Source organism: Streptomyces sp. Qhu_M48, from assembly GCF_051305195.1.
GTDB lineage: Bacteria > Actinomycetota > Actinomycetes > Streptomycetales > Streptomycetaceae > Streptomyces.
This window is the reverse complement of sequence record NZ_CP195432.1, coordinates 2,063,356-2,085,219: the sequence shown is the minus strand read 5'-3', so window position 1 is coordinate 2,085,219 and position 21,864 is coordinate 2,063,356. Positions and strand designations below refer to the sequence as shown.

25 protein-coding genes are annotated in these 21,864 nt (G+C 72.7%); 10 read left to right on the top strand and 15 right to left on the bottom strand.

Annotation, left to right across the window (positions count from 1 at the left end):
- Positions 1–38: 38 nt before the first annotated feature.
- Positions 39–314 carry a GlsB/YeaQ/YmgE family stress response membrane protein gene (locus ACRRSS_RS09725; protein WP_435970813.1) on the bottom strand — a complete coding sequence of 92 codons (276 nt, stop codon included), beginning with the start codon at positions 312–314 and terminating at the stop codon, positions 39–41.
- A 170-nt stretch (positions 315–484) separates the two neighbouring features.
- Between ACRRSS_RS09725 and ACRRSS_RS09720 the strand changes: the two genes are divergently transcribed.
- Entirely contained in the window at positions 485–829 is a 345-nt protein-coding gene (locus ACRRSS_RS09720) for a DUF3099 domain-containing protein (RefSeq protein ID WP_435970812.1), read from the top strand.
- A 182-nt stretch (positions 830–1,011) separates the two neighbouring features.
- Positions 1,012–1,227, top strand: coding sequence for a hypothetical protein (locus tag ACRRSS_RS09715; protein WP_435970811.1), 216 nt, complete (start codon positions 1,012–1,014; stop codon positions 1,225–1,227).
- 28 nt (positions 1,228–1,255) lie between these two features.
- Here the strand turns inward: ACRRSS_RS09715 and moaA are convergent, their stop codons facing one another.
- The 3 genes from moaA to ACRRSS_RS09700 all read right to left on the bottom strand — a co-directional run bounded on the left by moaA (position 1,256) and on the right by ACRRSS_RS09700 (position 4,435).
- Positions 1,256–2,245 carry a GTP 3',8-cyclase MoaA gene (gene moaA / locus ACRRSS_RS09710; protein WP_435970810.1) on the bottom strand — a complete coding sequence of 330 codons (990 nt, stop codon included), beginning with the start codon at positions 2,243–2,245 and terminating at the stop codon, positions 1,256–1,258.
- Between the two features lie 178 nt (positions 2,246–2,423).
- Positions 2,424–4,064: a solute symporter family protein gene (locus ACRRSS_RS09705; protein WP_351896544.1), complete on the bottom strand. Its 1,641-nt coding sequence runs from the start codon at positions 4,062–4,064 to the stop codon at positions 2,424–2,426.
- Positions 4,061–4,435 carry a DUF485 domain-containing protein gene (locus tag ACRRSS_RS09700; protein ID WP_435970809.1) on the bottom strand — a complete coding sequence of 125 codons (375 nt, stop codon included), beginning with the start codon at positions 4,433–4,435 and terminating at the stop codon, positions 4,061–4,063. The genes ACRRSS_RS09705 and ACRRSS_RS09700 overlap by 4 nt, the downstream gene beginning before the upstream one ends.
- Positions 4,436–4,708: 273 nt before the next feature.
- On the opposite strand from ACRRSS_RS09700, the gene ACRRSS_RS09695 reads away from it, so the two are divergent.
- On the top strand, positions 4,709–6,250 hold the full coding sequence (locus ACRRSS_RS09695) for a S8 family peptidase (RefSeq protein WP_435970808.1): 1,542 nt from the start codon (positions 4,709–4,711) through the stop codon (positions 6,248–6,250).
- A gap of 82 nt (positions 6,251–6,332) precedes the next feature.
- A complete protein-coding gene (locus tag ACRRSS_RS09690) occupies positions 6,333–7,634 on the top strand; it encodes a CoA transferase (protein WP_435970807.1) in 1,302 nt (433 codons plus the stop codon).
- On the opposite strand, the gene ACRRSS_RS09685 is transcribed toward ACRRSS_RS09690, so the two are convergent.
- The 6 genes from ACRRSS_RS09685 to ACRRSS_RS09660 all read right to left on the bottom strand — a co-directional run bounded on the left by ACRRSS_RS09685 (position 7,624) and on the right by ACRRSS_RS09660 (position 13,812).
- The gene (locus tag ACRRSS_RS09685) at positions 7,624–8,667 is read right to left on the bottom strand and encodes a zinc-dependent alcohol dehydrogenase family protein (protein WP_435970806.1); all 1,044 of its coding nucleotides are present in this window, start codon (positions 8,665–8,667) and stop codon (positions 7,624–7,626) included. The two genes, ACRRSS_RS09690 and ACRRSS_RS09685, sit on opposite strands and share 11 nt — an antisense overlap.
- Positions 8,668–8,863: 196 nt before the next feature.
- Positions 8,864–9,589 (bottom strand): VIT1/CCC1 transporter family protein, encoded by a 726-nt coding sequence (locus ACRRSS_RS09680; protein WP_435970805.1) that lies wholly within the window; start codon positions 9,587–9,589, stop codon positions 8,864–8,866.
- 24 nt (positions 9,590–9,613) lie between these two features.
- The gene (locus ACRRSS_RS09675) at positions 9,614–10,837 is read right to left on the bottom strand and encodes an amidohydrolase family protein (protein ID WP_435970804.1); all 1,224 of its coding nucleotides are present in this window, start codon (positions 10,835–10,837) and stop codon (positions 9,614–9,616) included.
- Positions 10,837–12,120, bottom strand: a complete 1,284-nt coding sequence (locus tag ACRRSS_RS09670; protein ID WP_435970803.1) for an amidohydrolase family protein — start codon at positions 12,118–12,120, stop codon at positions 10,837–10,839. The genes ACRRSS_RS09675 and ACRRSS_RS09670 overlap by 1 nt, the downstream gene beginning before the upstream one ends.
- 10 nt (positions 12,121–12,130) lie before the next feature.
- Positions 12,131–13,015: an SDR family NAD(P)-dependent oxidoreductase gene (locus ACRRSS_RS09665; protein ID WP_435970802.1), complete on the bottom strand. Its 885-nt coding sequence runs from the start codon at positions 13,013–13,015 to the stop codon at positions 12,131–12,133.
- Positions 13,015–13,812, bottom strand: coding sequence for an acetoacetate decarboxylase family protein (locus ACRRSS_RS09660; protein WP_435970801.1), 798 nt, complete (start codon positions 13,810–13,812; stop codon positions 13,015–13,017). The genes ACRRSS_RS09665 and ACRRSS_RS09660 overlap by 1 nt, the downstream gene beginning before the upstream one ends.
- Before the next feature lie 96 nt (positions 13,813–13,908).
- Here ACRRSS_RS09660 and ACRRSS_RS09655 point away from each other — a divergent pair, with 96 nt between their 5' ends.
- From ACRRSS_RS09655 to ACRRSS_RS09630, 6 genes are all read left to right on the top strand, one after another.
- Positions 13,909–14,577, top strand: a complete 669-nt coding sequence (locus ACRRSS_RS09655) for a TetR/AcrR family transcriptional regulator (RefSeq protein ID WP_435970800.1) — start codon at positions 13,909–13,911, stop codon at positions 14,575–14,577.
- The gene (locus ACRRSS_RS09650) at positions 14,574–15,560 is read left to right on the top strand and encodes a DEDDh family exonuclease (RefSeq protein ID WP_435970799.1); all 987 of its coding nucleotides are present in this window, start codon (positions 14,574–14,576) and stop codon (positions 15,558–15,560) included. Before ACRRSS_RS09655 ends, ACRRSS_RS09650 begins: the two co-directional genes overlap by 4 nt.
- A 63-nt stretch (positions 15,561–15,623) precedes the next feature.
- Positions 15,624–15,857, top strand: coding sequence for a hypothetical protein (locus tag ACRRSS_RS09645; protein ID WP_073806545.1), 234 nt, complete (start codon positions 15,624–15,626; stop codon positions 15,855–15,857).
- A 95-nt stretch (positions 15,858–15,952) separates the two neighbouring features.
- The gene (locus ACRRSS_RS09640; RefSeq protein ID WP_435970798.1) at positions 15,953–16,768 is read left to right on the top strand and encodes an SURF1 family cytochrome oxidase biogenesis protein; all 816 of its coding nucleotides are present in this window, start codon (positions 15,953–15,955) and stop codon (positions 16,766–16,768) included.
- A 34-nt stretch (positions 16,769–16,802) separates the two neighbouring features.
- Positions 16,803–18,593, top strand: coding sequence for a glycoside hydrolase family 15 protein (locus ACRRSS_RS09635; RefSeq protein ID WP_435970797.1), 1,791 nt, complete (start codon positions 16,803–16,805; stop codon positions 18,591–18,593).
- 4 nt (positions 18,594–18,597) lie between these two features.
- Positions 18,598–19,353, top strand: a complete 756-nt coding sequence (locus ACRRSS_RS09630; protein ID WP_435970796.1) for an SDR family oxidoreductase — start codon at positions 18,598–18,600, stop codon at positions 19,351–19,353.
- Between the two features lie 22 nt (positions 19,354–19,375).
- On the opposite strand, the gene amaP is transcribed toward ACRRSS_RS09630, so the two are convergent.
- Genes amaP through ACRRSS_RS09605 form a run of 5 tightly spaced genes read right to left on the bottom strand, consistent with a single transcriptional unit; the run spans position 19,376 to position 21,811 of the window.
- Positions 19,376–19,963: an alkaline shock response membrane anchor protein AmaP gene (amaP, locus tag ACRRSS_RS09625; protein WP_435970795.1), complete on the bottom strand. Its 588-nt coding sequence runs from the start codon at positions 19,961–19,963 to the stop codon at positions 19,376–19,378.
- Between the two features lie 36 nt (positions 19,964–19,999).
- A complete protein-coding gene (locus tag ACRRSS_RS09620) occupies positions 20,000–20,731 on the bottom strand; it encodes a DUF6286 domain-containing protein (RefSeq protein WP_435970794.1) in 732 nt (243 codons plus the stop codon).
- Complete coding sequence (locus tag ACRRSS_RS09615; protein WP_435970793.1) at positions 20,728–21,084, bottom strand: Asp23/Gls24 family envelope stress response protein; 357 nt, start codon at positions 21,082–21,084, stop codon at positions 20,728–20,730. Before ACRRSS_RS09615 ends, ACRRSS_RS09620 begins: the two co-directional genes overlap by 4 nt.
- A 6-nt stretch (positions 21,085–21,090) precedes the next feature.
- Complete coding sequence (locus ACRRSS_RS09610) at positions 21,091–21,282, bottom strand: hypothetical protein (RefSeq protein WP_435970792.1); 192 nt, start codon at positions 21,280–21,282, stop codon at positions 21,091–21,093.
- Between the two features lie 52 nt (positions 21,283–21,334).
- Entirely contained in the window at positions 21,335–21,811 is a 477-nt protein-coding gene (locus ACRRSS_RS09605; RefSeq protein ID WP_435970791.1) for an Asp23/Gls24 family envelope stress response protein, read from the bottom strand.
- Positions 21,812–21,864: the final 53 nt, after the last annotated feature.

Below are 21,864 nucleotides of genomic sequence, written 5' to 3'. Positions count from 1 at the left end.
TCGCGTGTCGGACCGGGCCTCCTGGTTTCAGCCCGACGCTAGGCGCGCTGCCGGTTGCCCCTGATCGAGGCCCACAGCATGTCGCCCACGCCGACCACGAGGACGGCGCCGGCCAGCTGGAGCAGGTGGCGGATCCAGTCGATGCCCTTGGTTTCGTTGACCCCGATCCAGGTCGCGACCGCGTTGCCGAGCACACTGCCGAGAATGCCGAACACGACCGTCAGCCACAGCGGGATCTGCTGCTTCCCCGGCAGGATCGCCTTCGCGATCAGACCGAGGACCAGTCCCACGATGATCGCCCACAACCAGCCCATCGTCGCCTCCTTGTACGCATGTGGGCCCAGTCTCGTCCCAGCGGCCATACGCCGCATGTCGGACAGCGCCATCCGTGCCCCCGGCCTCGTCGGCGCCGGGCGGCGGGCGTACCGTGGAGTGGAGGTCCGGACCGGGTGAGTCCGGCGCGACCGGTGGGTGGTGGACGGCGATGGCGAAGCGCGACGGAGGCGAGGTCTTCCGGATCACGGGGGCCCGGCAGGGGCTCGCGGACGACGTCCGGGGGCGCCAGCGGCGCTACATCATCTCGATGACGGTCCGGACGCTCTCCGTGATCGCGGCCGCGGTGCTGTGGAACGTCGAGCGGCACGTGGCGATCGTGGCCCTCGCCCTGGGCATCCTGCTCCCCTACATCGCCGTGGTCATCGCGAACGCGGGACGCGAGTCGGCTCCGTCCCTTCCCTCCACCTTCATGCCGGCTCCGGTGCGGCCGGCGCTCGGTGCCGCCGAGACCTCGGGGGACGCGGACACGGACGGCTCGCACGGCCGGAACTGATCACGGACAGTGGCCGGAAACCTCAAGAAAAGCTCAGATCAATCATGAAGTTCCAGTGCACCGCACCCCATGTGCCGTGACATACTGCCTACGCGCTCCGCATCCCCCGTCGGAGCGACGGACCGATGCCGGGCAGCTCCCCCCGTGGCTGCCCGGCATCGCCCTTGCTGGACAATGATCAGGTGAGCGAAGAGAAGCCGATCTGTTCCGCCAAGGGCTGCCGCGCCGACGCCGTCTGGGTGCTCGCGTGGAACAACCCCAAGCTGCACACGCCCGAGCGTCGCAAGACCTGGCTCGCGTGCGAGGAGCACCGCGAACACCTCTCCCAGTTCCTGGGCGTACGGGGTTTCCTCAAGGACGTCGTGCCGCTGGCCGACTGGGAGTCCGCCGGGCCCTGAGGCCGGGACCGTCCGGGGCGCCGCCCGCTCAGCCGCCGATCGCTGACATCGGACGGTCGGGCTGGAGGAAGCTCGGGTCGTCGAGGCCGGAGCCGGCCTTCTTGCCCCACATCGCCTTCTTCCAGATCTCCGCGACGTCCCCGTCCGTGGCGTCCGAGCGGAGCGCGGCCCTCAGGTCCGTCTCCTCGGTGGCGAACAGACAGGTCCGCACCTGCCCGTCGGCGGTGAGCCGGGTGCGGTCGCAGGCCCGGCAGAACGGGCGGGTGACGGAGGCGATCACGCCGACCGTGTGCGGTCCGCCGTCGACGACCCAGCGCTCGGCGGGCGCCGAGCCGCGCTCGCCGTCGCCTTCGGGGGTCAGGGTGAAGCGGGTGCGCAGGGACTCCAGGATGTCCCCCGCGGTGATCATTCCGTCGCGCTTCCAGCCGTGCTGGGCGTCCAGGGGCATCTGCTCGATGAAGCGGAGCTCGTAACCCTCCGCCACCGCCCAGGCGAGGAGGTCGGGGGCCTCGTCGGCGTTGAGCCCGGGCATCAGGACCGCGTTGACCTTGACCGGGGTGAGGCCGGCCTCGCGGGCGGCGGTCATGCCGTCGAGGACGTCCTGGTGACGGTCGCGCCGGGTGAGGGTCTTGAAGACCTCGGGGCGCAGGGTGTCCAGGGAGACGTTGACCCGGTCGAGGCCGGCCGCCTTGAGGGCGGCGGCCGTGCGCTTGAGTCCGATGCCGTTGGTGGTGAGGGACATCCGGGGGCGGGGCTCCAGGGCCGCGCAGCGCTCCACGATGCCGACGAGCCCGGGGCGGAGCAGCGGCTCGCCGCCGGTGAAGCGGACCTCGGTGACCCCGAGGTCGGTGACCGCGACGCGGATCAGCCGGACGATCTCGTCGTCGGTGAGGAGGTCCGGCTTCGCGAGCCACTGGAGGCCCTCCTCCGGCATGCAGTACGTGCAGCGGAGATTGCAGCGGTCCGTGAGCGAGACGCGCAGGTCGGTGGCGACGCGGCCGTAGGTGTCGATGAGCACTGTGGGCCCCCTCCCTGTCTTGTCGGTCGCGTGTGGTGGTGCGTGTGGTTCGAGCCTACGTGAGCGCGCGGACAACGAGCAGGGCAGATTGCCACGAGGACCGGCGCGGCCGCGTCGTAGAACTCTACGACGCGGCCGGTGGATCGCTGCGGAGCGTGTGCGAACCGCCGCGCTCCGGTCAGTGCTTGACCGCGGCGGCGACCCCGACGCCGGTGAGGGACTTGACCTCCAGCTCCGCGTACTTGCCCGCGTCGGGCTCCTCCTTGGAGAGGAGCGAGCCGAGCCAGCCGAGGAGGAAGCCGAGCGGGATCGAGACGAGGCCGGGGTTCTCCAGCGGGAACCAGTGGAAGTCCACGCCCTTGAACATCGAGGCCGGTCCGCCGGAGACGACCGGCGAGAAGAGGACGAGGACGACGGAGGAGACCAGTCCGCCGTAGATCGACCAGAGCGCGCCCTGGGTGGTGAACCGCTTCCAGAAGAGCGAGTAGAGGATCGTCGGCAGGTTGGCCGAGGCGGCGACGGCGAAGGCGAGGGCGACCAGGCCGGCGACGTTGAGGTCGCGGGCGAGGGCGCCGAGCGCGATCGACACGATGCCGATGAGGACGGTGGACCAGCGGGCGGCCCGCATCTCCTCCTTCTCGGTGGCCTTCCCGCGCCTGATCACGTTGGCGTAGATGTCGTGCGCGAAGGACGAGGACGAGGCCAGGGTCAGACCGGCGACGACGGCGAGGATGGTGGCGAAGGCGACGGCGGAGATGACCGCGAGGAGGATGGCGCCACCGGTGGAACCGGCGCCGCCGCCGACCTCCAGGGCGGTGAGCGGGGCCGCCGTGTTGCCGGCCTTGTTGGACGCCTTGATGGTGTCGCCGCTGAGCAGGGCGGCGGCGCCGAAGCCGAGGACGATCGTCATCAGGTAGAAGGCGCCGATGATGCCGATGGCCCAGTTGACCGACTTGCGGGCGGCCTTGGCGGTCGGCACCGTGTAGAAGCGGATCAGGATGTGCGGCAGGCCGGCGGTGCCGAGGACGAGGGCGATGCCGAGGGAGATGAAGTCGAGCTTCGACAGGGCGCTGACGCCGTACTTGAGGCCGGGTTCGAGGAAGGCGTCGCCCTTGCCGCTGTTGGTGGCGGCGGCGCCGAGCAGCTGCGAGAGGTTGAAGTCGAACTTCAGCAGGATGAGGAAGGTGATGAGGAGCGTGCCCGCGATGAGCAGGACGGCCTTCACCATCTGCACCCAGGTGGTGCCCTTCATGCCGCCGATCGTCACGTAGACGATCATCAGGACGCCGACGAGGGCGACGATCGCGACCTTGCCGCCGTCGCTGGTGATGCCGAGCAGCAGCGAGACGAGGACGCCCGCGCCCGCCATCTGCGCGAGCAGGTAGAAGATCGAGACGACGATGGTGGAGGTTCCGGCGGCGGTCCTGACGGGCCGCTGGCGCATCCGGTAGGCGAGGACGTCGCCCATCGTGAACCGGCCGGAGTTGCGCAGCGGTTCGGCGACCAGGAGCAGGGCGACCAGCCAGGCGACCAGGAAGCCGATCGAGTAGAGGAAGCCGTCGTAGCCGTAGAGGGCGATGGCGCCGCTGATGCCGAGGAAGGACGCGGCGGACATGTAGTCGCCGGAGATCGCGAGGCCGTTCTGGAAGCCGGTGAACTGGCCTCCGCCGGCGTAGAAGTCGGCGGCGCTGCGCGTCTGGCGGCCGGCCCAGACGGTGATGACCAGGGTGGCGATCACGAAGGCGCCGAAGAGGGCGATGATCAGCGGCCGGTGCTCGCTGGTGGCGTTGCCCGCCGCGAGCAGGACGGGGGTGCTCATACGTCGCCCTCCATACGGTTCCTGATGGCCTCGGCCTTGGGGTCGAGCCGGTTCGCCGCGTGCCGCGAGTAGAGCCAGGCGATGAGGAACGTGGTGGCGAACTGGCCGAGGCCGAGGACGAGCGCCACGTTGATGTTGCCGAAGACCTTGGTGCCCATGAAGCCGCCCGCGTAGTTGGAGAGCAGCACGTACAGCAGGTACCAGGCGATGAAGGCCAGGGTGAGCGGGAAGGCGAAGGAGCGGTACGTACGGCGCAGTTCGCCGAACTCCTCGCCTTCCTGCACCTCGACGAACTGTTCCGTCGTGGGCGGTACGGGAGCGGATGCGGCCTCCGTCCCGTTTCTGGGCGGCGGCGGTGCTTCGGTAGCCACGGAATCTCCTCGTGACGCGGGGGCGGACGGCATGGTCAAGGGGGCCTCACCGGGGGTGCGGGAAGCGGGGCTCCGACCGGAGCCCCTCCCCTGACCAACGGCACGGAGCGGAACGGGAAGTGGTTCACCCGGAAGATTTCTTCTGTCAGATCTTCATGAAGTCTTCTCAACTCATTGAAGGGTCGGGAAGATCAGCGATAGCTTCACTCGTCATGCACCTGTCCGCGCGTAAACCCGCGCGTGGACAGTTCATACGGATGATGTGGAGAACCCATGGCTCATCTGGGATCGAGGCGCGGCCGAGCTCTCGCTCTGCCGGTTGGTCTCGCGCTCACGGCCTCGCTCGGCTTCCTTCCCTCCGGAGCTGCCTCCGCCGCGGATCTGAGTGACACTCCCGCAGCGGCCACGGTGACGACGGACGGCCCGAAGCTGTCGTACGTCGTGAACGTCGACGGAGGTCGCTGGACCGCCGCCTCGGTGAAGAAGGCGATCGCCCGCGCAGGCGGCGAGGTGGTCATCGCGTACGACCAGATAGGCGTGATAGTCGTCCACTCGCAGAACCCCGAGTTCGCGAAGACGATCCGCAAGGCCCACGGTGTGGTGTCGGCCGGTTCGACCCGTACCGCCCCGCTCACCGCGCAGAGCGACAACGCGATCGACGGCGGCACGCAGGCGCTGTCCGAGGCCGAGGCCAAGGCCGCCGCCGCCCGGGCGACGGACGAGCAGGACGCCCTCGAGCCCCTGCAGTGGGACCTCCCGGCGATCAAGGCCGACAAGGCGCACCAGCGGACCCTCGGCAGCAAGCGGGTCACCGTCGCTGTCATCGACACGGGTGTCGACGACACCCACCCGGACCTGGCGCCGAACTTCGACGTCAAGGCCTCCGCCAACTGCGTCTCCGGCAAGCCGGACACCACCGCCGGCTCGTGGCGCCCCAACCCGGGCGAGAGCGACCACGGCACCCACGTCGCCGGTACGATCGCGGCCGCCAAGAACGGCATCGGCATCACCGGTGTCGCCCCGGGCGTGAAGGTCTCCGGCATCAAGGTGTCCACCCCGGACGGCTTCTTCTACACGGAGGCCGTCGTCTGCGGCTTCGTGTGGGCGGCCGAGCACGGCGTCGACGTCACGAACAACAGCTACTACACCGACCCGTGGATGTTCGCCTGCAAGAACGACGCGGACCAGAAGGCCCTCATCGAGGCGGTCACCCGCGCGACCCGCTACGCGGAGCGCAAGGGCGCGGTCAACGTCGCGGCGGCCGGCAACTCGAAGTTCGACCTGGCGGCCGACTCGATCGTCGACAACAGCAGCCCGAACGACACGACGCCGGGCGACCGCGTCATCGACCCGAAGCAGTGCCTGGACTACCCGGCCATGCTGCCGGGCGTCGTCACCGTCTCCGCGACCGGCGCCAAGGACCTGAAGGCGTCCTACTCCAACTACGGTCTCGGCGTCATCGACATCGCCGCCCCCGGCGGTGACCGCACCGAGTACCAGACCCCGGACGCGCCGGCGGTCAACGGCCGCATCCTGTCGACCACGGTCAACGGCGGCTACAACTACAAGGCCGGCACGTCGATGGCCGCGCCGCACGCGGCGGGTGTCCTGGCCCTGATCAAGTCGACGCACCCCCACGCGAGCCCGGCGGCGCTCAAGGCCCTGCTGTACGCGCAGGCCGACAAGCGCGCCTGCACCAACCCGTACGACATCGAGGGTGACGGCAAGATCGACGCCGTCTGCGAGGGTGGCAAGAACAAGAACGGCTTCTACGGAGCCGGTCTGATCGACGCGCTGGACGCCGTCCGCCGCTGAGTACGGATCGTCTGAACGAGGGCCCTGGTGTGGTGTGCCACGCCGGGGCCCTTCGCGTGGCACCCAGTGCCACACTGCGCTCATGGACAACACGGTGCGCACCGGTACGGAGATGTTGTGGTCGGCGCTGGGCGGCGATCCCGCCCTGGTGGACCGGGTGGAGTACGGCGGGCCCGCCGGGCTGCTGTCCGCGCGGCTGCCCGTGATGGAGCTGGCCCGCGCCGCGGTCGCGGTCGCCGGGCTCGCCGCCGTCGAGCGGGCCGGGCTCCCGGGGCCGGTCCGGGTGGACGACGGGGCCGTCGCCACCGCCTTCGTGAGCGAGCGTCACCTCCGGATCGACGGGCGGGCTCCGGTGAGCTTCGCGCCGCTCTCCCGGTTCTGGCGGGCGGCCGACGGCTGGGTCCGCACCCATGCCAACTACCCGCACCACCGGGCCGCGTTGCTGACCGCGCTCGACGTGCGGGAGGAGTCGGTGGAGGCCGTGGCGGCGGCGATCGGGGAGCGCGGGGCGGTCGAGGCCGAGACGGCGGTGTACGCGGCCGGGGGCCTGGCCGTGGCCCTGCGCACGCCCGGGGAGTGGGCGGCGCACCCGCAGGGCCGTGAGGTGGCGGCGCGGCCGCTGCTGACCCGGGAGCGGCTCGACGAGTCCGCGCCCCGGCGCCGTACGGGTCCGCTGCGGGTCCTGGACCTGACCCGGGTGATCGCCGGGCCGGTGGCGACCCGGACGCTCGCGCTGCTCGGCGCGGACGTGCTGCGGATCGACCCGCCCGGAAACCCCGAACTGGCCGACCAGCACGCGGAGACGGACGTCGGGAAGCGGAGCGCCGCGCTCGATCTGGACCGCCCGTCCGACCGGCGTACCCTCGGCGAACTCCTGGACTCCGCCGACGTGCTGGTCACCGGCTACCGGCCGGGCGCCCTCGACCGCTTCGGCCTCCACCGGCCGGGGCTCGTGATCGCCCGGCTCTCCGCCTGGGGCGACTACGGGCCGTGGGGCGGGCGGCGCGGCTTCGACAGCCTGGTCCAGGTGGCGACCGGGATCGGCGTGACGGAGGGCTCGGCGCGGGAGCCGGGCGCGCTGCCCGCGCAGGCCCTGGACCACGGCACGGGCTATCTGCTCGCGGCGGCGGTGCTGCGGTCGCTGACCGAGCAGGACCGGGACGGCGGCACCCGGCTCGTCCGGCTCGCCCTCGCCCAGACCGGCCACTGGCTGACGCACGCGCTGCCCCGGTACGAGCCCGAGCGGTATCTCACCGAGTCGGAGGGGCCGCTGGGGCGGCTGCGGCACGCGCTGTCGCCCGTCGCGTACGAGGGCGGCCCGACGGGCTGGTCCCGCCCGCCGGGCCCGCAGGGCGCGGACGACGCCGTCTGGACTACGGCTTGACGAGGACCTTGAGCGCGGTGCGGTCGTCCATCGCCTTGTAACCGCCCGGGACGCCGTCGAGGCCGACGGTCAGGTCGAAGACCGGGGAGGGATCGACGGTGCCGTCGAGGACGTCCGGGAGGAGCTCCGGGATGTACGCCCGGACCGGGGCGACGCCGCCGCGCAGCGCGATGTTCCGGTCGAACATGACGGACAGGTCGAGCCCGGTGCCGCTGCCGTGCGGGACGCCGACGTAGCCGATGGAGCCGCCGTCGCGGGCGATGGCGACGGCGGTCCGCATGGACTGCTCGGTGCCGACCGCCTCGATGACGCCGTGGGCGCCCTGGCCTCCGGTGAGCTCGCGGACGGCGGCCTCGGCGGCCTCGCCGCGCTCGGCGACGACGTCGGTGGCGCCGAAGAGGCGGGCGATGTCGGTACGGGCGGTGTGCCGGCCGAGCGCGATGATCCGCTCGGCGCCGAGCCGCTTGGCGGCGAGGACGCCGCAGAGGCCGACGGCGCCGTCACCGACGACGGCGACGGTGGAGCCCGGCTTCACGCCCGCGCCGAGGGCGGCGTGGTGGCCGGTGCCCAGGACGTCGGAGAGGGCGAGCAGCGCCGTGAGGAGCCGGTCGTCGGAGGCGGCGTCGGCGGGGAGCTTGACGAGGGTGCCGTCGGCGAAGGGGACACGGACGGCCTCGCCCTGGCCGCCGTCGGAGCCGACCGAGCCCCAGAAGCCGCCGCGCGGGCAGGAGGTCTGGAGGCCCTCGGCGCAGTGGTCGCAGGTGCCGTCGGACCAGACGAAGGGGGCGACGACCAGGTCTCCGGCGGTGAAGCCGGTGACCTCGGAGCCCGCCGCCTCCACGAGGCCGAGGAACTCGTGGCCGATGCGCTGGCCGGGCTGCCGGGCGGACTCGCCGCGGTAGGCCCACAGGTCGCTGCCGCAGACGCAGGCGCGCAGGACGCGGACGACGACGTCGGTGGGGTCCTGCACCACCGGGTCGGGCACGTCCTCCACGCGCATGTCGAACGGGGCGTGAATGGTGGTGGCGCGCATGGCGGACGGTCCTTGCTGTCAGACGTTTGTACGACGTTCACCGTACATCGCGCGGAGTGCTCCCGCCGTCAGCGGGTGCCGCGCCGCGATGGAGATCGGTGCGACCGCGTAGCGGGCGCCCGGCGTCGGGGACGTACGCCGGCGTCCGAAGGGGACCAGGTGGCAGACGTGTCCGACGGCTGCCCGGGGCGTCGCCTCAGACCCCCGTCGCTCCCAGCAGCGAGCCCGCGCCGTAGGTGACCGCCATCGCCAGGGCTCCGCCCGCCACGTTGCGGGCGATCGCGCGGCCCGCGGGGGCCTCGCCGAGGCGGGCGCTCCACCAGCCGGTGAGGGTCAGGGCCGCGAGGACGGAGACGACCGTGACCCAGAGGCGGGCCGAGGCCGGGGGAAGGACGATCGCGAGGAGCGGGAGCAGGGCGCCGACGGTGAAGGCGAGGAAGCTGGCGGCCGCGGCGTGCCAGGGGATCGTGAGCCGGTCCGGGTCGATGCCCAGCTCCACACGCGCGTGGGCGCGCAGCGCGTCACGGGCGGTGAGCTGTTCGGCGGCCTCGCGGGCCACCTTCCGGGATAGGCCGCGGGCGGCCAGGAGGCCGGTCAGTTCGGCGAGTTCGGCCTCCGGCTGTTCGCGCAGTTCGCGTCTCTCCTGGGCGAGCGCGGCCTTCTCGGAGTCGCGCTGGGTGGAGACCGAGACGTACTCCCCCGCCGCCATCGACATCGATCCGGCGAGCAGCCCCGCGAGGCCGGCGGTGAACAGGGCGGCCTGGGACTCGGTGGCGCCGGCGACGCCGACGACGAGGCCCGCGGTGGAGACCACCCCGTCGTTGGCTCCGAGCACGGCGGCCCGGAGCCAGTTGAGACGGGAGCCGAGGCCTCCGCCGTGGGCCTCGTCGTGGGCTTCGTCCGGCGCGGGGGGTGCGGTCACGTCAGGAGGGTCGCACCCGGCGGGTCACCAGACGCGGACCGACCCGCCCGGGGCGAAGGCCGGGCTGGTGGCGCCCGCGGGGACCTCCTTCAGGGGCTCGGCGATCTCCTCGACGGTGGGGCCGTGGACGGCGGCCAGGGCGTCGAGGAGGGTGAGGTCGAAGCCGTAGACGCGGGCGGCGTTGCCGCCGGTCATCGCGGCGACCTCCTCCTTCGGCACGCCCGCGTAGGCGATCCGGAGGCCTTCGCGGGAGTACGGGGTGGTGCCCTCGTCGTGCGGGTAGTCGCTGCCCCACATGATCTTGTCGAGGCCGATGCGGTCGCGCAGCGGCACCTCGTGGGGGCGCATGAAGCTGGCGCCGACGAAGCAGTTGTCGCGCCAGACCTCGCTGGGGCCCTTGCCCATCGACGCGGCGAGACCGGCACCGAACCTGGACTCGGCGGTCACGGCCCGCGAGGCCGCGGCGACCAGACGCGCGTGGTAGTAGTCCAGCATGTCCAGGATGCCGGGGATCCAGCCGGAACCCTGCTCGGTGAGGACGAGCTTGAGCTCGGGGTGGCGGCGGAACGCGCCGCCGAAGACGAGGTGCCACAGGGCCCGGTGGGAGAACCAGGTGGTCTCCACCATGAAGACGGCGCGGGCGGCGGGTTCGTCCCCGAGCGGCGGCGAGGCCGAGCCTCCGTGGTGGTTCACCGGCACGTCGAGTTCCGCGCAGACCGCCCAGATCGGGTCGTACACCGAGGAGTACAGCTCGGGCACGCCGGATCCCGGTGGGGCGCCCGGCAGCAGGACGCCGCCCGTGAGGCCGGCCTCCTTGGTGCGGCGGATCTCGCGCACCGCCTCGTCGACGTCGTTCAGGAGGATCTGGGCGACTCCGGCGCGGCGGCCGGGGGCGAGGGCGCAGAAGTCGGCCAGCCAGCGGTTGTGGGCCCGCAGGCCCGCCCAGCGGAGCTCGTACTCCTCGCGGGTCGGGGCGGGGGCCATGAGCGAGGCGGAGGGGAAGAACGGCGGGACGGTGTTCGGGAAGACGACCTCGGCGACGATGCCGTCGGCCTCCAGCTCGCTCAGCCGGCGCTCGGAGTTCCAGTTGCGGTCGGCGGTGTCGGCGAGCAGGTCCTCGTACGGGTTGACGTAGGTCGCGGCCCAGGCGTCGAAGGCGTCATGGTGCCTCTTCTCCAGGTACGGCCGGTAGTCGAGGAGGTCGGCGCCCGCGTGGCAGTCCGCGGAGATGACGGTGTAGCGGTCCATCAGCTCACCCCCAGGGTGGGGAAGTCGTGGTCGGTCAGCCAGTGCCGGCCGACCTCGCGCGAGCGGGCCCAGGAGGCCACGACGGCGGCCTGGTCGGCGGGCTGGCCGAGGTCGGCCGGGGTGGGGCCGATCCTGCGGGCGACCGGTGCCAGCTTCTCCGTGTCGAAGCCGAAGACCTCCGCCGCCGCGAGGCCCAGCATCCGGCGCGTCTCGGTCACCGGGATGTCGTGGAAGGTCCTCCTGAGCCACGCGCGCGTGTCGGGCCAGGTGCCCTCGGGGTGGGGGAAGTCCGAGCCCCACAGGATGTTGTCGACGCCGATCTCGTACCGCTGGGCGAGTTCGCGCCGCTTGGTGTTGGTGGCGCAGACGAAGACCTGCCGGTCCAGGTACTCGCTGGGGGGCCGCTTCAGCTCCGCGAACGGGGACAGCTTCTTGCCGCCGTGCGCGCCGAGGTAGAGCCGGTCCATGAACCAGAGCAGGTTCGGCAGCCACCAGCAGCCGGACTCGGCGACGCCGAACCGCAGCCCGGGGTGGCGCTCGAAGACGCCCGACCAGAGCAGGAACCACAGCGGCCTGGCCGGCCACCAGGTGACCTCGGAGACGTAGATGCCGAGGTGGTCCCCGTACTCCTCGCGCGGGGCGGCGCCCGAGTGGGTGACGAGTGGCATCCCGGTCTCGGCGGCGGCCGCCCAGACCGGGTCGTAGCGCCGGTCGTGGTACGGCGCCTTGTCGACCCACATGGAGGGGATCATCAGCGCGCCGAGCCCCGACTCCCTGGCACGGTGGATCTCGGCGACGACCTTCGCCGGCTCCGCGGTGATCGGGAGCAGCGCCACCCCGCAGTGCCGCTCGGGGTGCTGTCCGACGAACTCGGCGAGCCAGCGGTTGTGCGCCCGGGCGCCCGCCATGCCGAGCTCCGGGTCCTGGTCGCCGGAGAGCCCGAGGCCGACGCCGAAGGGGGCGGCGGTCCTGCTGTCGACGGCGTCCGCGTCGGGGAAGACGACCTCGGCGGCCACCCCGTCGCCGTCGAGTTCCTTGAGCCGCTGCCCGGCGTCCCAGCCGCCGCGCAGACCCTCCTCGTTGTCGTGGAACCACTTGTTCGCGAAGGCCTCGTTGCGGACCCCGAGCCGGGTCATGGCCTCCCGGCGCGCCTCGCGTCCGGCGAGGAACTCGTCGAACGCGCGGTGGAAGCGGGGGTCGAGGTAGGGCCGGTACTCCTCGGTGGGCGGACCGGCGTGGCAGTCGGAGGAGATGATCAGGTACGGGTCGTTCGGATCGGTCATCGGGGCCCCCTCAGTCGAGGATGAAGCTCTCCAGGTACGACGGGTTGGCGCGGTCGAGCATCGACCGCGAGCGCGCCCGGATCTGCCGGTCGCTGTGCTCGCTCTCGGGCAGCATCCAGAAGCGGTCGGCGCGGATGCCGTCGACGACGTGGTCGGCGACCTCCTCCACCGGGGTGAAGGCCACCTCGTGCCCGGCCTCCTTCATGGCGGCCTCCCACTGGTCGAGGCTGCGGTACGGGGTCCTGCGGGGCCGCTGCTTGGCGTACCGCTCGGGCCGGTTGCGGTGCGACTCCCAGAGGCCGGTGCGGAGCATGTGCGGCCCGGGGAAGAGCACGGACGCGCCCACGCGCGCGTGCTCGGCCCTCAGATGCGCGTAGAGCGACTCGGTCATGGTGACGACGGCCGCCTTGGTGACCGCGTACACGGAGGCGGTGGGCAGCGGGGCGATGCCGCCGTCGCCGGAGGAGGTGTTGACGACGTGGCCGGGTGCGCCGCTCGCGATCATGCGGGGGACGAAGGCCTGGATGCCGTGGAAGACGCCCCAGACGTTGACGGAGAAGGCCCACTTCCAGTCGTTGGGTTCGTGTTCCCACATGCGCCCCTCGGCGCCGGAGCCGACGCCCGCGTTGTTGCAGAGGACGTGCACGGCGCCGAAGGTGTCGTACGCGGACTCCGCGAACGACCGGACCTCGTCGGGGTCCGAGACGTCGACCGTCCGGGCGAGGACCTGGGCCCCGTCCTCCGTCAGCTCGTCGGCGGCCTCGGCGAGCGCGCGCTCCTCGACGTCGCCGAGGACCACGGCCATGCCCTCGGCGGCGAAGCGGCGGGCCAGGGCCCGTCCGACGCCGCTCGCCGCGCCGGTGACGACGGCGACCTGTCCCGGCCGCAGCTCCATCACACGCTCCCTTCCGGGGGGCCGTCGAGGATCTGCCGCGGGTCGTCGTACCGCTGGTGGATGTACGGCAGGAGGGCCTGGGCACTGACCCGTTCCGCGACGCGCCCCTTCTGGCCGGTGGTCTTCTCGCCGAGGGTGATCTCGACGATCCGGCGGACGGGGAGGTCGGCGACGGGGTCGTACATGGACTCGCGCAGGACGACGTCCCCGGTGATCCGTTCCAGCTTCCGCACCCTCTCGTCGCGGACGCAGTGGACGAGGACGGGGTCGGCGTCGAAGCCGGTGCCGTCCACGCCCGGCAGGAACTTGAAGTAGAAGTCGGTCTTCTCCACGGGCTCCGGCAGCGGCAGCGGCCCGGAGACGGCGCCCCGGACCTCCACGAAGGCGATGCCGTGCCGGGCGAGGGCGGCACGCACGACGAGCCCGTCGCGTTCCACGGTGACCTCCCCCAGCTTCTTGGGTTCGCCGAAGACCTCACGGCCGCCGACGAGGGCCCGCTCGTGGGTCATCGGCATGACGAGCGGATACCACCCCTCCTGGTCGCCGTGGGCGGCGGCGACCGCCACCGAGCCGGCGCCGAGGGGGTAGCCGGACAGGTCGACCCTGCTGATGGCGGCGCGTACGAGGGGACGCGCGGTGGGTTTCAGCGGGGGCGGCAGGACCGCCGCGACGACGTCCGGATCGGTCTCCCAGACGGCGACCACTCCGGTGGACCAGATGTCGGGGAGTCGGGCGCTCTCCGTACGGGCCGCCGTGATCTCGGCGTCCGTGCGCGCCCCGTACCGTACTCGTGCCATGACGTACCACCCTTCGGAACCGTCGGCCTGTAACACAGTTACACCGCCGTCGACGAAGGGTAAAGAGCTGTGCACACAGAGGAGTTGGGGGAACGGATGGCACGCTCCGCGCTGACCCGTGACGAAGTCCTGGAGACCGCGGCCGCCCTGGTGCGCGAGCACGGCCCGGACGCCCTGACGATGCGCAGGCTCGCCGCGGAACTCTCCACCGCCGTGACCTCGATCTACTGGCACGTCGGCAACCGCGAGTCGCTGCTCGACGCCCTCGTCGAGCGGACCGTCGCCGACCTCGGCACGATCCGCCCGCACGGCACGACCCCCGCCGAGCGGATGGTCTCGGTGGCCCGCGCGCTCCGCCGCGCCCTGCGGGAGCGCCCGCACCTGGTGGCGATGGTCCACGAACGGGGCCTGACGGAACGCATGTTCCTGCCGTCCCAGCGCGCCCTGGTCCAGGAGGCCCACGCGGCGGGGCTGCGGGGGGCGCGGGCGGCGGGGGTGGTGCGCGCGGTCCAGTTCCAGGTCGTCGGCCACGTCCTGGTGGAGCGCAACCGTGAGCGGGCGCCCGCCCAGTCACCCGCCGAGGAGGAGCTGTGGCGCGGGGAGGACACCGGGTCCGACGCGCCGCTCGCACGCGCCCTGGCCGCCCCGGTCGACACCGAGCGGCTGTTCGTGGACTCCCTGCGCGCCCTGGTGCACGGGCTCCTCTCCGGGGCCTCCGGGGACACCGGGGACGGAGTTGTCGGTCGCGGGCCGTATTCTCAGTGACCGTGCTTGACGACCGTACGACAGCAGCGACGTGGCCGGCCGCCTACCCGCAGGGGTACGCGGTCGTCGACGTGGAGACCACCGGACTCGCCCGCGACGACCGGATAGTGTCGGCTGCCGTCTACCGGCTGGACGCCCAGGGGAACGTCGAGGACCACTGGTACAGCCTCGTCAACCCCGAGCGCGATCCCGGCCCCGTCTGGATCCACGGGCTGACGAGCGACGTCCTGGAGGGCGCGCCGCTCTTCCCGGAGATCGCGGCGGAGTTCGCCGCCCGGCTCGACGGGCGGGTCCTCGTCGCGCACAACGCGATGTTCGACTGGCAGATGATCGCCCGGGAGTACGCGCGCGCGGAGTCGGCCGCCCCGGTACGGCAGCGGCTCTGCACGATCGCGCTCGCCAAGGAGCTGGCGCTGCCGCTGCCGAACCACAAGCTGGAGTCGCTCGCCGCGCACTTCGGCGTCGTGCAGGAGCGCGCGCACCACGCGCTGGACGACGCGCGGGTGCTCGCCGAGGCGTTCCGGCCGAGCCTGCACGCGGCGGCCGAGCGGAACGTACGGCTGCCGCTCCTGGAGTGCCGTCCGCTGACCGAGTGGGCCTCGTCCCCGGAGCGGCCGCGGATCGGCCGGCAGGCCTCGTACGGGTCCTCGTACCGGGCGAACAGCTGGCGTCCGTCGCGGAAGCGTCCGGCGTGCCCGTACCCCAACCCGGGCCGGTACGAGACGGACAAACCCCTCAAGCAGGGCATGCGGGTGGCGTTCTCCGGGGACACCTCCGTCGACCGCGAGCTCCTGGAGGACCGCACCGTCGACGCCGGGCTCCACGTCGCGGGCAGCGTCTCCCGGCTGACCAGCCTGCTGGTCACCAACGACCCGGACTCCGCCACCTCCAAGACCGTCAAGGCCAAGTCCTTCGGCACGCCGGTCGTCGACGAGGCGGCCTACACCCAGCTGCTGCGGGACGTGGCCCCGGCAGACGGGTGACGCCCCGGCCCCTGCGGGCGTGCCGAGCTGCGCGCGCCCGCCGGGAGCCCCACCCTGTGGCGCATGGCACGTTGTGAGGTCTGCGGAAACGATTACGGCATGTCCTTCGAAGTACACGCGCAAGGCGCGGTCCATGTCTTCGACTGCTTCGCCTGCGCCATCCACCGCATGGCGCCCATCTGCGAACACTGCCGGGTCCAGATCATCGGACAGGGCGTCGAGGTCGACGGCAGCTGGTACTGCGGCGGCCACTGCGCCCGCGCGGAGGGAAAGGTGGGCATCGTCGACCGGGTGTGACCCGGCCCTCGTGAGGAAACGATCCCTTGACGGCTTTCGGCCCCCTTCGGCACCCGCCGCGAGGGGGCCTTCCGGCACGTTGTACCGTCGACGGCGTGTACCGCTTCCTGTTGTCCCGGCAGTGGGTGATCCTCACCCTGATCGCCCTCGTCCTCATCCCCACGATGATCGAGCTGGGCTTCTGGCAGTTCCACCGGCACGAACGCCGGGTGGCCCAGAACGCGCTGATCGCGGACAGTGTCGCGGCGAAGCCGCTCCCCGTCGAGGAGCTCACCTCCCCCGGCCACACCGTCCCGCGCTCCGACTACTGGCGGCCCGCCACCGCCACCGGCACCTTCGACACCGCCCACGAGGTGGTCGTCCGCCGTCGCACCAACTCCGACGACCGGGTCGGCGTACACGTCCTCACCCCGCTGGTCCTCAGGGACGGCCGGATCGTCCTGGTCAACCGGGGCTGGGTGCCGGCCGCCGCCGACCAGCACACCTTCCCGGCGGTGCCGCCCGTCCCCAGGGGCGAGGTGACGATCACCGGCCGGCTCAAGGCCGACGAGACGACCGGCGCCAGCGGCATCAAGGACCTGAAGGGCCTGCCGGACCGCCAGGTCATGCTCATCAACAGCCGGCAGCAGGCCGAGCTCATCGGCCGCGAGGTGCTCGGCGGCTATCTCGAACAGACCGCGCCGGAGCCCGCCGGGGACGGCCCCGAGCAGATCCCCGAGCCCGACCACGACTCGATCGGCGCGCACATGGCGTACGCCGTCCAGTGGTGGCTCTTCGCGGCCGGGGTGCCCGTCGGCTGGGTGATCCTGGTCCGCCGGGAGCGGCGTGACCGCGAGGCCGCGCCCTCCGCCGACGCCTCCGGGGCCCCGGAGGAGGAGCCGGACGCGATCCAGGCCACTCCGTCCCGCTGATTGACCACCGCCACTTGCGGGAACAGCCCAAAGCGTGACGCAACGTATCGACGACTACGCCCTCATCGGCGATCTCCAGACCGCCGCGCTCGTCGGCCGCGACGGATCGGTCGACTGGCTGTGTCTGCCACGGTTCGACTCGGCGGCGTGCTTCGCCTCGATCCTCGGTGACGAGGACAACGGCCACTGGCGGATCGCCCCCAAGGGCGCCACGACCTGCACCTCCCGTCGGTACGCCGAGGACTCCCTCGTCCTGGAGACCTACTGGGAGACCCGGACCGGCACCGTCAAGGTCATCGACTTCATGCCGCAGCGGGACAGGGCCCCGGATCTGATGCGGATCGTGGAGGGCGTCAGCGGCAGCGTCGAGATGAGCGGCGTCCTGCGGCTGCGCTTCGACTACGGGTCGGTCGTGCCGTGGATGCGCCGCGCCGACGACCACCGGGTCGCGATCGCCGGACCGGACGCGGTCTGGCTGCGCAGCGAGCCGCCCGTGAAGACCTGGGGACAGCAGTTCTCCACCTGCTCCTCCTTCACCGTCGACGCCGGCGAGAAGGTGGCCTTCGTGCTCACCTGGCACCCTTCGCACGAGCCGCGCCCCGAACTCGTCGACCCCTACCGGGCCCTGGAGCAGTCGCTCGCGGACTGGCGGGAGTGGGCGGCACGCTGCACCTACCGGGGCCCGTACCGGGAGACGGTGCTCCGTTCCCTGATCACCCTGAAGGCGCTCACGTACGCCCCGACGGGCGGGATCATGGCCGCCCCCACCACCTCCCTGCCGGAGGAGGTCGGCGGCGTACGGAACTGGGACTACCGCGCCTGCTGGCTGCGCGACTCCTCGCTCACCCTCGGCGCGCTGCTCGCCGCCGGGTACGTCGACGAGGCGCAGGCCTGGCGGGACTGGCTGCTCCGCTCCGTCGCCGGCGACCCGGCCGACCTCCAGATCATGTACGGCCCCGCCGGGGAGCGCCGGCTCCCCGAGACCACCCTGCCGTGGCTGCGGGGGTACGCCGACTCGGCGCCGGTACGGACCGGGAACGCCGCCGTGGACCAGTTCCAGCTCGACGTGTACGGCGAGGTCATGGACTCACTCCACCGCGCGCGCGAGGCCGGGATCCCGGCGGAGCGGCACGCCTGGAACCTCCAGCTGAGCCTGCTGGGCTTCCTGGAGTCGACCTGGCGCGAGCCCGACGAGGGCCTCTGGGAGGTGCGCGGACCGCGCCGCCACTTCACCCACTCGAAGGTGATGGCCTGGGTGGCCGCCGACCGTGCCGTCCGCACCCTGGAGGCCGACCCCTCGCTGCCCGGGGACGCGGCGCGGTGGCGGACCATGCGGGACGAGATCCACGCGCAGGTGTGTGCCAGGGCCTACGACCCCGAACGGAACACCTTCACCCAGTCCTACGGCTCGTCGGAGCTGGACGCGGCGACCCTGCTCATCCCCCAGGTCGGCTTCCTGCCGCCGGACGACCCCCGGGTGGTCGGCACGGTGGCCGCCGTGCAGGAGGAGCTGCTGCACGACGGATACGTACGCCGCTACAGCACCGGCTCCGGGTCGGTGGACGGCCTCCCGGGCCAGGAGGGCACCTTCCTGGTCTGCTCCTTCTGGCTGGCGGACGCGCTCCGGCTGACCGGCAGGCCCGAGGAGGCCCGGCGTCTCTTCGAACGCCTGGTGGCGCTCTGCAACGACGTGGGCCTCCTGGCGGAGGAGTACGACCCCGTGACGGGGCGCCAGCTGGGCAACTTCCCCCAGGCCTTCAGCCACATCGGCCTGGTGGGCACGGCGCTCGCACTGGCAGCGGAGGATCGGGACCCGGCAGGATAGGTCCATGGATCTTGGGCTGAAGGACCGTGTGTACGTGGTGACCGGGGCGACGCGGGGGCTCGGGCGGGCCTCCGCCGAGGCGCTGCTCGCCGAGGGCGCGAAGGTGCTGATCACCGGGCGGGAGGAGAAGGCCGTCGCCGAGGCCGTCGCCGAGCTGGGCCCCGGCGCCTCCGGGGTCGCCGCCGACAACAACGACCCCGGGACCCCGGCGCGGCTCGTCGCCGAGGCGCGGGCCCGGTTCGGCGGCCTCGACGGCATCCTGATCAGCGTGGGCGGTCCGGCCCCCGGCTTCGCGGCGGACAACACCGACGAGCAGTGGGCGGCCGCCTTCGACACCGTCTTCCTCGGGGCGGTGCGGCTGGCCCGCACGGCCGCCGAGACGCTCGGCGAGGGCGGGGTCATCGGCTTCGTCCTGTCGGCCTCGGTCCACGAGCCGATCCCGGGCCTGACCATCTCCAACGGGCTGCGCCCGGGCCTCGCCGGCTTCGCCAAGTCCCTCGCCAACGACCTGGGCCCGCGCGGGGTGCGGGTCGTGGGGCTGCTGCCGAGCCGGATCGACACGGACCGGGTGCGTTCCCTGGACGCGCTCTCCGGCGACGCCGACGGGACCCGCGCGGCCAACGAGGCCGCCATCCCGCTGCGCCGCTACGGCACCCCGGCGGAGTTCGGGCGGACGGCGGCCTTCCTGCTGTCGCCGGCCGCCTCGTACCTGACGGGTCTGATGCTCCCGGTGGACGGCGGGGCCCGCAGCGGTTTCTGAGGCCCCGTGCCCCGGCCCGCCGTCAGTTCACCCGGCGGGCCCGGTGCTTGACCGCCCGCAGCCGCGCCTCGGTGGGCAGGGCGGGCAGGCCCGTGGACGTACGGGCGTGGGCCAGGGCCTGGCCGCTGAGCGTCGTCAGGGCGTCCCCCGGGGAGGCGTACGGCTCCAGGAGGAGCGCGACCCGGGCGCGGGGGGCCTCCCGGCGGCCGGTGAGGGCGACCTTGGCCCGCGCCACTCCCTCCTGGGCGGTGGCGTCCGCCTCCAGGACGCTCTCCAGGGCCCGCCCGCGCAGGACGGCCTCCTCGCCGTCGCCGCTGTCGACGACGACCTCGGAGAGCCGGGCGCGCCGGAACTGGACCAGCAGCCACCACAGGGCGAGCAGGACGATGAGCCCGAGGACCGCGATGACCACCGGCCACCACCAGCCCTCGTCCCGCCACCGCTGCCGGTCGGCGGCGGAGAGCAGCACGTCCGAGGGGCCCGACCAGGGCCACCAGGACGGTACGGACAGGTCGAGGGCGGCGGCGAGGACTCCCCCGCCGCCGAGGACGAGGAGCAGCCCGGCGAGCCCGAGCAGGACGCGGTTGACGCGCCGGAGGACGACCGTCACGGGGACACCCCTTCCTGGAACATGACCGTCACCGGCTCATCCCTTCCTGGGCGGCCTGGCCACCCGTACCGTCAGCGCGGGCGGGCGGGCGAGGCCGAGTTCGGCGATGCCCGTGGTGAGGGCCGCCTCCACGTCGGCGCGGACCTCGTCGAGCGCCCGGAAGTGCGAGACGGCCTTGACCTGGGCCTTGGCGCGGCCCACCCGCACCCGGGCGGACTGCACGCCGGAGACCTCCATGGCGCGGTCCCGCAGGGCGACGGCCGCGGCCTCCCGGTCGAGTCCGGCCCGTACGTCGACGTGCTCGCGGCGCATCGGGAGGACGGCCCGCAGGCCGGGGGTCGTGGCCAGGACGAGGAGCCAGAGGCCGAGGACGACCGCGACGCAGGCGCCGACGATCACCCAGGTGTCGTCGAGCGGCCGGGTCGCGAGTCCGTCGGCCAGTTCGCGCCGCCAGGCCATGGCGGAGCGGTCCGCCCGCACGGCCGCGACGTCGTAGAGGAGCAGCCCCGCCCCGCCGAGGACCAGGGCGGCGAGGACGGCGGCCGGGATGCGGCGGACGGCCCAGAAGCGCCTGACCCGGGAGGCGGGTGCGTCGGCCGGGGCGGGAGCGCCGCCGCCACCGGGGTCCTTGTCGGTACGGACGCGGGTACGGGTGTCCCCGTCGGTAACGTGGCCGGGGCCGGGGTGGGTCCCGGGGCCGGGGGCGGCGCCGGGGTCCGGGTCGGAGCCGGGGCCGGGGCCGGGGTGGGGATCGGGCGGGTTCGTCATGACACGCGGTCCCTCCGGGCGTCCTGCCGGGTGAGGGGGGAGTGCAGGCGTTCCACGTGGACGGTGACCTCGTGGACCTCCATGCCCACCAGTTCCTCCACCCGGGTGCGGACCCTGCTCCGTACGGCCCCGCACCGGCGCCCCACGTCCGTGGGGTAGTCGAGTTCGAGGCTCACGGCGACCCGGACGACGTCCCGGTGGACGACGACCGAGGCATGGGGCCTCGAACCGCCGTCCGGGACGGTGCCCACACCTTCCCTCGCCGCCTGGGCGGCGATCTTGGAGACGACCCGGTCGGCGATCCTGGTCGCCCCCCGGTCACGGACCGGGCCACGGGCCGGATCGGCTGTCACCTCGCGTCACCGCCGCCGGTCGCCGCGGTCGCGGCCCCGGAACAGATCGCCGGGTTCGAGGTCGCCTTCGAGGAAGCGGCCCGCCACGAAGCCGATCGCCCCCAAGGCCGCGACCAGTACAAACGCTCCGAAGCCGCCGAAGTATCCGGCGAATCCGAGAGCCATTCCGGCCACCAGGCCGACCACCGCCATGCTCATTCCTGACCCCTTCCTGAGTCTTCCTGAGCCCCCCGTGCACTGCCGTCAACGGCTACTGGAGCCGCTGCTCCGGCTCGTCCTCCTCGTCCTCGGGCAGCTTCACGTCGCTGACCGCGATGTTGACCTCGACGACCTCCAGGCCCGTCATCCGCTCCACGGCGGCGATGACGTTCTCGCGGACGTCTCCGGCGACGTCCGCGATCGAGACGCCGTAGACGACGACGATCTCCAGGTCGAGCGCGGTCTGCACCTCGCCGACCTCGGCCTTCACGCCCCGGGTGGCGTTCGACTTGCTGCCGCCCCCTCCGGGTACCCGGTCGCGTACGGCGCCGAAGGTGCGGGAGAGCCCGCTGCCCATGGCGTGGACGCCTTCGACGTCCCGGGCGGCGAGTCCGGCGATCTTCTCGACGACTCCGTCGGCGATCGTGGTCCGGCCCCGGGAGGCGGGAGCGCCGCCGCCCCGCTTGGTGACCGAGGTGCGGCGCGTCTCGTCGCCCGAGGAGTCGCTTGCGTAGGTGGTGTCCGACATCGTTTTTAGCCCCTTCTGGGATATTTCGGGGTTCTTCGCCCACACTAAGGGCG